This is a genomic window from Microcoleus sp. LAD1_D5 (genome assembly GCF_036702115.1).
GTDB lineage: Bacteria > Cyanobacteriota > Cyanobacteriia > Cyanobacteriales > Microcoleaceae > Microcoleus.
Map to the genome: position 1 here is coordinate 1 of NZ_JAUBSA010000127.1, position 8,909 is coordinate 8,909.

At 43.0% G+C, this 8,909-nt stretch carries 12 protein-coding genes; 6 read left to right on the plus strand and 6 right to left on the minus strand.

Annotated features, from left to right (window positions below):
* The first annotated feature begins 195 nt into the window (after window positions 1-195).
* Window positions 196-831: a DUF1802 family protein gene (locus QUA70_RS27205; protein ID WP_333335305.1), complete on the plus strand. Its 636-nt coding sequence runs from the start codon at window positions 196-198 to the stop codon at window positions 829-831.
* Here the strand turns inward: QUA70_RS27205 and QUA70_RS27210 are convergent.
* From QUA70_RS27210 to QUA70_RS27225, 4 genes are all read right to left on the minus strand, one after another.
* A complete protein-coding gene (locus QUA70_RS27210; RefSeq protein WP_333335302.1) occupies window positions 818-1,468 on the minus strand; it encodes an ABC transporter permease in 651 nt (216 codons plus the stop codon). The genes QUA70_RS27205 and QUA70_RS27210 overlap by 14 nt on opposite strands.
* A 33-nt stretch (window positions 1,469-1,501) precedes the next feature.
* A complete protein-coding gene (locus QUA70_RS27215; RefSeq protein ID WP_333335299.1) occupies window positions 1,502-1,963 on the minus strand; it encodes a DUF29 domain-containing protein in 462 nt (153 codons plus the stop codon).
* A 52-nt stretch (window positions 1,964-2,015) separates the two neighbouring features.
* Window positions 2,016-2,771, minus strand: a complete 756-nt coding sequence (locus QUA70_RS27220; protein ID WP_333335296.1) for an ATP-binding cassette domain-containing protein — start codon at window positions 2,769-2,771, stop codon at window positions 2,016-2,018.
* Between the two features lie 189 nt (window positions 2,772-2,960).
* Window positions 2,961-3,518, minus strand: coding sequence for an NUDIX hydrolase (locus QUA70_RS27225; RefSeq protein WP_333335293.1), 558 nt, complete (start codon window positions 3,516-3,518; stop codon window positions 2,961-2,963).
* A gap of 252 nt (window positions 3,519-3,770) precedes the next feature.
* Here QUA70_RS27225 and QUA70_RS27230 point away from each other — a divergent pair, with 252 nt between their 5' ends.
* Window positions 3,771-4,043, plus strand: a complete 273-nt coding sequence (locus QUA70_RS27230; protein ID WP_333073661.1) for a hypothetical protein — start codon at window positions 3,771-3,773, stop codon at window positions 4,041-4,043.
* A 566-nt stretch (window positions 4,044-4,609) separates the two neighbouring features.
* On the opposite strand, the gene QUA70_RS27235 is transcribed toward QUA70_RS27230, so the two are convergent.
* Window positions 4,610-5,041 (minus strand): hypothetical protein, encoded by a 432-nt coding sequence (locus QUA70_RS27235; protein WP_333335290.1) that lies wholly within the window; start codon window positions 5,039-5,041, stop codon window positions 4,610-4,612.
* 104 nt (window positions 5,042-5,145) lie between these two features.
* Here QUA70_RS27235 and QUA70_RS27240 point away from each other — a divergent pair, with 104 nt between their 5' ends.
* From QUA70_RS27240 to QUA70_RS27255, 4 genes are all read left to right on the plus strand, one after another.
* Window positions 5,146-5,481 (plus strand): hypothetical protein, encoded by a 336-nt coding sequence (locus QUA70_RS27240; protein WP_333335287.1) that lies wholly within the window; start codon window positions 5,146-5,148, stop codon window positions 5,479-5,481.
* A gap of 68 nt (window positions 5,482-5,549) precedes the next feature.
* The gene (era, locus tag QUA70_RS27245; RefSeq protein WP_333335307.1) at window positions 5,550-6,461 is read left to right on the plus strand and encodes a GTPase Era; all 912 of its coding nucleotides are present in this window, start codon (window positions 5,550-5,552) and stop codon (window positions 6,459-6,461) included.
* Window positions 6,462-6,681: 220 nt separating this feature from the next.
* Complete coding sequence (locus QUA70_RS27250; RefSeq protein WP_333335285.1) at window positions 6,682-7,713, plus strand: CHAT domain-containing protein; 1,032 nt, start codon at window positions 6,682-6,684, stop codon at window positions 7,711-7,713.
* Window positions 7,673-8,656 (plus strand): DUF6414 family protein, encoded by a 984-nt coding sequence (locus QUA70_RS27255; protein WP_333335282.1) that lies wholly within the window; start codon window positions 7,673-7,675, stop codon window positions 8,654-8,656. Before QUA70_RS27250 ends, QUA70_RS27255 begins: the two co-directional genes overlap by 41 nt.
* Window positions 8,657-8,727: 71 nt before the next feature.
* Here QUA70_RS27255 and QUA70_RS27260 read toward each other — a convergent pair.
* Window positions 8,728-8,909: hypothetical protein (locus QUA70_RS27260; RefSeq protein WP_333350902.1), on the minus strand; the 182-nt coding region annotated here is incomplete at its 5' end.

Consider the following 8,909-nt stretch of genomic DNA (forward strand, 5'->3'; position numbering starts at 1 on the left):
GTTAAAGGGAAAAACTTTTTGACTCCAACTTTTCACAACTGATAAAAAATTCCACACACATCTGCGGAATGTGGGTTGCATAATGGAAGGCAGTCCGTTAATCCCTTCTAGGCTAGTCGCAAACTAGAAAAAATGGCTGTACTTGCTTGAAAGTACCGAGTTTTGTTATTTTTGTTAAAACTCAAATAAATTCCTATGAAATCAACTACTAGGGCGCTGAAAGAATGGAATGTAGCAGTTAATGCTTTGGAACAAGGTCAAACGATTGTACTGTTGCGGAAGGGGGGAATTCGCGAGCAAGCCGGACAGTTTAATGTTGGTGACAAACAGGTTTTATTATATCCAACTTTTGAACACCAACAGCCGGATTTATTAAAACCGGAGTTTGCACCTCAAGTCAAGACTGTCGAATCTGGTTGGCATCCTGAAGTTATTAGAATTGGCAGTTGGGCGGAGATTACCGATGTTTTTTTGGTAGCTTGGGAACCAGCCATTACTGCGTTGTTTCCTTATCATATTTGGAATGAAAAATTTGTTAGCGATCGCCTGAAATGGAAACAAACTCAACCAATTTATATTTTATTCCTGCGGGCTTATCGCCTTGCAGAAATTCGCGAAATCCCCTACATTCCTGAATACGGCGGTTGCCGTTCTTGGATCGATTTGGCAGATGCTATTTTGCTGGAGGGAAGCCAAGCTGTTTTGAGCGATCGAGAGTACATTGAACGCTCAAATGAAATCCGCAATCTCATAGCAAATCCTGCGAATGCTTCTGGTTCGCAGAGAGTGACAACGCTGACGGAAGGTAGCCAGGATTTTAGTCCTCATTAATAGTTTTTAAGGTACTTTTCGAGAGGCGCGCTTCTACCAAACCCAGCCCAAAATCCGCAGCTAAAGCCATTAAAGCCGCCGGAATTGCCCCAGCCAAAAGTAACTGATTGTTTACGGTAGCAACGCCACGGAAAATAAACACCCCCAAGCCACCCGCGCCAATTGCAGCGGCGATTGTAGCAAGCCCGATCGCAATTACTGCGGCAACTCGCACACCCGCCAGAATCACGCCCAGTGCCAGGGGAATTTCCACTTGCCATAACAGTTGCATATCAGTCATCCCCATGCCTCTTCCGGCTTCCGTAATCGCTGGATCGACGCCGACAATACCAGTATAAGTATTGCGGATAATTGGCAGTAAAGAATACAGAGTGAGGGCGATAATTGCCGTGCGATCGCCTATTCCACCCACTACTGGCACCGGGATTAGCAAGCCAAACAAAGCTAAACTGGGAATTGTTTGCATAATATTAGCAAATCCCAAAATTGGCTTTTTCAATTTTGGTTTTCTCGTTGCTAAAATTCCCAGGGGCATCCCCACAATAATAGCGATAAAAATTGCAACAGTTACTAAATATAAGTGTTCACTGGCGCGCTGAATTATCTCAGCGCCATAGCGGTTGATAAAATTTATCATTAGGTAATTGGTTATTGCTGATTGCTGTCAACCTTATAAATCATTTTCTATTTCAGAACTTGGTTCACCAGGATAGAAGCGAGAATCCAGAATTTCCTCTAAGCTGTAAAGGCAATTTTGAGGAAATGTTTTGAGAGGTAAATCGGTTTCTCCTGCTGCCAAATCTCTACCGTTTTGATAAGCTTCTTGGAAAGCTTCTTGCAAGTAAGGTTTCAGACTTGGGTTCTCCTGTATCAGTCTCTGAGTTTCCCGCCGCTGCACTCGAATTGTAGACAGCCAGCTACGACTGCGCTGCTGGGGCTGATATTGCCACTTCAGCAAATGTCCCAGCAAAATACTCAAACGATTTCTAAGTTCTTGAAGTTCCTGTTTGCCCAAAGATTCAATCTCCTCAATTAAATTTGGCAAGTCAAGTTGGCTCCACTGACACTTGCGAAGTAACTTGGCTTGTTCTTGCGTCCAAGCATAGAAGTCTGTCTCGTAAAGACTGTGCATCGTTTGATTATCAGCTTAGTTACTAAAACTATGTTATCAAATTTTTGCTAAATTATTCAAATTTAGCTACTTGCAAACATTCAAGAAATGCGCGAGCTTCGGGATGCTGAGATTTGAGAAAATCATCAGGTGTTGCCAATTCGATCAACCGTCCATCTTGCATCAAACCAATTCTAGAAGCTAACAAAAAAGCTTCTTGAATGCCGTGAGTCACAAAAATCACAGTTTTGCCAAGTTGCTGCTGCAATTGACCGAATTCCCGCTGTAATTCCAGACGAGTAATCGGGTCTAAAGCACCAAACGGTTCGTCCATTAACAATATCGGAGGGTCAGCCGCCAGTGCTCTAGCGACGCCTACCCGCTGCCGCTGTCCGCCGGATAACTGATGGGGATAGCGTTTGGCGAAGTGTTGGGGGTCGAGGTTGACTAATTCTAACAGTTGCCGGACGCGAGATTTAATACGATCGCCCTCCCAGCCTTCTAATTTCGGCACTAAACCGACGTTTTGCTCCACGGTAAAATGGGGAAACAAACCAATTTCTTGAATCACATAACCAATTTTTCGGCGCAGTTGAATAGGGTTCCACTGAGTTGTCAATTTTCCCATGACAAGAACTTCGCCGCTGCTTGGCGTTAGTAAATTGTTAATCAATTTCATGGTTGTAGTTTTGCCACTACCGCTGCGTCCCAGCAATACTAAAACTTCTCCTTGCAGCACTTTAAAATTGAGTTTGTCTACTAAATGCCTGCGGTTGAGGCGATATGTAACGTCGAGGCATTCGACAGCAACTTCATTATTGAGAGGCATGATTAGTTTGGGTGATGTTGGTTTTCAGGAATTTTAAACTTACACACAAGGGGCTATAAAGCAGGTTTTTTCCTAGATAATTTGCTGCATAACCCCAGATTTGTCAGAGAAACCGGGTTGATGAGAGTAAGTCCTAAAATTCAAATCAGCGAGCATCGGGGGACAATTCCCAATTCTAAAATCTAAAACCTACAATCTAAAATTGTCTTGATTTTGCCATTCTAGCAGTAATGCTCGACATTGGAGGCAAGTTAATTTTTTGAGCAAGTCGCGAATTCCGTCTGGGGTGACAGGATATTCAGCACCGATAAGTTCGGGGTTTACTGTTGCTGTCGGGTGCAATTCTGCCACAAAACCGTAGAGTTTTTGATTGGAGAATGAGCTGTTTATTGCCCAGCCGACGGTGTTAATCGGTTCGATGCGGGCGATCGCACTTTCTGTCACGGCTAGTTCTTTTTTGAGTATAGCTGGAACGGCTGCTGCTGGCGTGGCTTCGGCTGGTACGCGACCGCCGGGAAAATCCAGGGTTGCTTCTGCCACGCCGGGGCGATACATCGATGGGGGAAACAGCAATTTGTCAGCTTGAATTGTCAAGATTACAACTGAATCTGCTCTTTCTACTCGCCAATATTCTACTGTTTGCCCTTCGGTTGTTTCGAGATGTTCGGCGATTAGTTTTACCCAATGAGAGTTGATTTCTACAAACCGATCTAGAGTTTTCCACTGGGATTTTGGAGTTGGGTTCATGCCGGAATTTTTGAAATAAATCAGATGTTGTTTGCTATGGTAGGCGATCGTTGCCGAACCCAACAATAAAACATCGACCTTTTCAGCTTTGAGCCTGTGTTTTCCTCTCGATTGTAAATTTTTGCTACAACGCTACACATTCGCCTAGATAATTCCGTAACATAGACTACATAATCAAAGTTTATCTGCGCCTTCGCTCTGCGTTGTTTCAACCGCGCCCTGGTGCAGACTCTTAGCTAGACAGGAGTAGTTATGCAACTGCAAACAGATATTCGTACTTGGCAATCCCAACCAACGCCCGGAAGCTTCGCCAGTGTCCGCGACTGGGAAAAATTTGGCTGCGCCGTACCTGCACCAAAATTGGCTCCTTCTATGTGGGTTAAATTGTTCAATCCGCCAACCGCATTCAGCTTTGACGAAGCGTGGCTGTTGTGTGAATGTTCGGAAGAACAGTGGCTAGCTTGGATTCCTGATTATGGCGAAATTTTACTGAGTACACATGAATTTTGCGCTACTAAATCGTGAATTACGCAGACAAACTTTCATAAACCAGGTGTTAAAATCTATATCCCTCGCGTTCCACGGGATTTTTTGGAAAAAAGCTGGTTTCTGCGTAATTATGTCGTTTGCAGTGAGGAATGCAAGTCCTTAAACCTTGATAAGGACTTGCATTCCTCACTACAAACCTCTTATATGATGTCATTTCAGCCTATATCATATAATATCATGTCCCATAGATTGACCCCGATTAAAGACCGGGGCGGGTTTACAGATTTTCCCGTTTCTATTCAATATCTTGGCGAACCCGCCCCTCAGGAATCATGGTTAATTGACCGGACATGATATAAGTCCTAATAGATATTAATAGAAATTTCGCCAACAAAAAGAGCAATAGAAAACCTATTGCTCTTTTTGTTCAAAAACACTCTCTAGTTTTTATCTTTAGATAGCGAAAGTTATATCAACTGGCCTCGATTGACCCCAAGATCGCTGCGGTGACGGGTTTACTGTATCGATGCTTGCATGGGAGATATTGGTGAACCCGCCCTTACAGCAATTACGGTCAATTTAGCCCCTGTGATATTGCTGGCTTATTTGCAAACTGCACGGTTATTTGCGTTTCTGACAATCGTGCCTACTCTACCATTAATCTGAATCGGGTTCTTAGTGCTGGCTCGAATCAAAAGTGGTTGTTTGGCGAGACATTCTCTGATTGATGTTGCCCAGGCGGTGAGAGCTCCGGTGTATTCTGTACGACCCGCTGGGGCGCGAAACTGATCGGTAATTAGGAAATCCGAGGTGATGCTAGTGTCAGTAGCAACATTGGTAATAATTGGAAAATCAAAAGCTCTGGGCAAGGTTCTGTCTTGGATTCTGCCCGGTACTAACTGGTATTTCTTCGATCCACCCTTGTAGTCAATACCTGCTTGAGGGCTGGTGGGAGGGCTTGTTTGAGCCAAGGCGGGAACAGGCAAGCTTGCTACCAAAACGGTGCAGACACTCCAAAATAATTTCGATTTCATTCGATTCATCTCCTCAACTTTATGACGATTAGCACTAATTTAGGTATGCTCAAAAGACACTAGCTTTTATTGAGAAAGCGCCTGATGATATTGAGCTTTTGAATGTGAGTTCAACTTACCTAATTTATTACCAAACATCTTCAAAAATGTTAAAACGGGTTTGCCTGACAAACTGTAGAAAAGCTTCAGTTGAGTTAGATATTTACACATCTGAAGTTGTTACAGCATGGGGAGTCGGTTTTACCAGAATGATTCATTTTCGATCGATGTCATTGGAACTTTATCAAATTTTGTCTCAGATATCAAGTTTTGCCGATCGCGTATCACGTTTTAACACTGGTTTGCGGCTCGATCGAGCTTTGACTGTTGCGGGGTATACCAAAGCGAGAAAGATGCTACAGTGCATCGATGGCCGTTTGAGTATTTTCAGGCGACAATAGACAGAGAAGGGGCTTGAAAATAGGTGATTTTAGTGGAAGATAGTAAATTTATCGACGTATCGGACATTATGGGTGTTCCCGTGGCTCCGGCGGGTTACAAATCGGGCTTTGTGGGTATTGTCGGACGCCCGAATGTCGGAAAATCAACGCTGATGAATCAGTTGGTGGGGCAGAAAATTGCAATTACTTCGCCGGTGTCTCAGACGACGCGCAACAGGCTACGGGGCATCCTGACGACACCTGAAGCACAAATTATTTTTGTAGATACTCCCGGAATTCACAAGCCGCACCACCAATTGGGCAAGGTTTTAGTGCAGAATGCCCGCACCGCGATTAAGTCGGTGGATGTGGTGCTGTTTGTGGTGGATGGTTCGGTGGAATCGGGGGGGGGCGATCGATATATTGTCGAAATTCTCAGCAATATCGGCATTCCAGTGATTTTGGGGATGAATAAGTTGGACGAACAACCGTCGGATTGCGTGTTGATCGATCGAACTTACGAGCAAATTGTCAATCCTGAGTGGCCTGTAGTGAAATTTTCCGCTCTCACGGGCGAGGGTGTCGAGCCGCTGCAACAATTGTTAATCGAACATTTGGAGGTTGGGCCTTATTATTATCCGCCCGATTTGGTGACTGACCAGCCGGAACGCTTTATTATGGGCGAATTGATTCGGGAACAGATTTTGCTGCTGACGCGGGAAGAAGTGCCGCATTCGGTAGCAATTGCGATCGACATAGTTCAAGAAGAAGCAAAAATTACTCGCATTCTGGCGACAATTCACGTCGAACGGGATTCCCAAAAAGGCATTTTAATCGGTAAAAGCGGCAGTATGCTCAAGTCGATCGGCAGTGCGGCCCGCGAACAGATTCAAAAGTTAATTGAAGGCAAAGTATATTTGGAGTTATTTGTCAAGGTGCAGCCGAAGTGGCGGCAGTCGCGCACTCGTTTAGCCGAATTGGGCTATCGCGTGGAAGAATAAAACTTTATCTGTTGGCAGTTTCCCTCTCTTAATCCTGATGTGCTCAGAAGCAGATTAAAAACAAGATTGGCAACTTTGCCAGATCCGCAGCCATAGGCTAAGATTTTGCAAATATATCGTCAGTGGGAGTATAGTTTAGAGAGAGTCTGTTGAGGCAACCAATTTGAGAGCTTTTGTTGAACGATAGTCTGAATTTAGCTAGGCTACTTGGTTAATTGTTATGAATGAAGTCAAAGTACAGAAATCCATCTTGTTCCTAGCTGCTAATCCAAGAGGAACAACAAGCTTACGTTTGCAGGAGGAGGAACGGGAAATCAAAGACCGTTTGCGTCAAGCAGGATATGGTAAGGTTCCTATCAATTCAACAGGTGCGACCCGTACAAGAGATATTCAACAATCAATGTTGGATTTCAAGCCTCAAATTGTACATTTCAGTGGACATGGCGCAGGACAAGAAGGGTTGGTTTTTGAAGATGTAACTGGACAAGCAAAATTAGTTGATTCAGAAGCCTTAGCAGATTTATTTAGACTTTTCTCTAGTCATGTAGAGTGTGTCGTTTTAAACGCTTGTTACTCAAAGTTTCAGGCTGAGGCGATTGCGCGGCATATAAATTACGTTGTAGGCATGGAACAGGCGATCGGAGATCGTGCAGCATTTGAATTTGCGGTTGGCTTTTACACAGCAGTTGGTGCTGGTGAATCTTTTGAGTTTGGTTATCAGTTAGGGTGTAATGCTATTCGTATAGAGGGAATTCCAGAGCATTTGACACCTACTCTGTTCAATAAGAAAGCATTAGGCAAGAGTATTTCAATTGGAAATGTTCAAGGTGTACCCACGATAGTGTTTTTCGTAGTTTACACAGAAGTAGGTGCAGAGTATCAAGTAACTGCGGCTCGGAATATGAGAACGCAAACGCTAATAGAAAACATTCTGGCTGTTCTTAAGGAAGAAGTTGCAGAAAGTCTCTTTATCAAAAATGCAGAGATGTATAATTGGAGTCTCTTCCTTAGAGAAAATCTCTTAACAGCGATTCCCTCAAATTCTCCTCTTCAAGCCGCAGGTATCAAAGATGGTACTATTTGCGAAATTCATGCTGAAATTAAAGAATCTTTTTTGACAATTCGTGAGATCTTTTCTCCATCGACTGTACATAATGTTCCTTCCTTGAATGGAAGTGACGTTGATCAAGTGGAGCTTCGCCAGCAATTTTATGAAGAGTACACCCAAAGGAAACAGCAAAAAGAGGATTAAGTCATTTATTTATCTAGATGAGTACAAAATGTACTCAATCTCCTCACAGATATTTGAAGGACTAACGGAATACGTAACAAATTACTCTGGTAATAAAAGGAATGAGCTAGAGGCTCAGGAAGGACCTGTAGGAAGTGGACGAGTCTTAGCTGATATCCTTAATAAGGAAGCTTCTACTGAGGAGAGGAAATTTCTGCATGATTACTCTTACAGTCTTTTTGAAGAGAAGCTCTTTGATGATAAAAGAGTTTTGCAGATTGACTCAAGTAACATTGGAAAGAAAATCAAGAATCTTGACGACTACGACTTTATCAAGATAAGAGGAAGGCTTCTATTTAATGATGTAAAAATAGTCAATGAAACCATTAAAAATATTAACCAACTTGGAATGGCTTGTGCTTACCTTGCTAGCTATTCAAATCTAGAGGAGTTGCGAAATCAACTCAGTGATGCCTTAGTTCAATCGAAAAACAAAAATGAAAAGGCTTTTGCCAAGCACTCTCCTAAGAAGATAAATGATCTATCTATTATAGCTAAGCATCTAGGCTGGAACATAGATCAAGAGTTTCTTGATAACGTCGGGGTTGTTTTAAATTATGGCTATAAAGATCAGTTTGAGGTCAGAACGTATCTTTCATCTGAACCGGAAGGGAACTATTTGTTTAGCGCACTTTTAAAGAGAGAGTACTTAAGAGAGGAAGAGAATCTTATCGTCAAGAAGTATTCTAGATACTCAGAGAAAGACTTTATAATTTTTGGAACAGTTACTCAAAGTAAGGATGGGCAAACTGATTTACCTGCTGAAGAATCTTCGGGTTCAGGAGATATGAAAGAGGCTGTTGCTCAGATGATCTTAAAGCTCTCTGAGATGGAAAAGCAATTTACTGGAAAACTCAAAAATGAGATTATGGTAGATCCAATTGCAATCTACAGAGAGTTTTGATTCTTCTGCGGGTAAGAGGTATAACAAGACAGTGGAGCGGACGGTACAGAGTCTTCGCCCTACGTTCTAGTCTACTCGCCGCCACTCACTTTAGCCGTTATCTCATAAACGCTGCCTGACTTTGGAGATAATTTGGAATCTCGATCGAGAGCTTGACCTACAGAAAATTGGTAGAATAAATAGGGCTTGCTGAATAAGCCTAAAACCCTTACCTCAAAAGACTTTGACTCGCGTTCGGCGTTGACAACGTGTA

Excerpts from the sequence above, each read along its gene's own strand:
- QUA70_RS27205 (WP_333335305.1), top strand. The coding sequence starts at position 196 with ATGAAATCAACTACTAGGGCGCTGAAAGAATGGAATGTAGCAGTTAAT.
- QUA70_RS27210 (WP_333335302.1), bottom strand. The coding sequence starts at position 1,468 with ATGATAAATTTTATCAACCGCTATGGCGCTGAGATAATTCAGCGCGCC.
- QUA70_RS27215 (WP_333335299.1), bottom strand. The coding sequence starts at position 1,963 with ATGCACAGTCTTTACGAGACAGACTTCTATGCTTGGACGCAAGAACAA.
- QUA70_RS27220 (WP_333335296.1), bottom strand. The coding sequence starts at position 2,771 with ATGCCTCTCAATAATGAAGTTGCTGTCGAATGCCTCGACGTTACATAT.
- QUA70_RS27225 (WP_333335293.1), bottom strand. The coding sequence starts at position 3,518 with ATGAACCCAACTCCAAAATCCCAGTGGAAAACTCTAGATCGGTTTGTA.
- QUA70_RS27230 (WP_333073661.1), top strand. The coding sequence starts at position 3,771 with ATGCAACTGCAAACAGATATTCGTACTTGGCAATCCCAACCAACGCCC.
- QUA70_RS27235 (WP_333335290.1), bottom strand. The coding sequence starts at position 5,041 with ATGAAATCGAAATTATTTTGGAGTGTCTGCACCGTTTTGGTAGCAAGC.
- era (WP_333335307.1), top strand. The coding sequence starts at position 5,550 with ATGGGTGTTCCCGTGGCTCCGGCGGGTTACAAATCGGGCTTTGTGGGT.
- QUA70_RS27250 (WP_333335285.1), top strand. The coding sequence starts at position 6,682 with ATGAATGAAGTCAAAGTACAGAAATCCATCTTGTTCCTAGCTGCTAAT.
- QUA70_RS27255 (WP_333335282.1), top strand. The coding sequence starts at position 7,673 with ATGAAGAGTACACCCAAAGGAAACAGCAAAAAGAGGATTAAGTCATTT.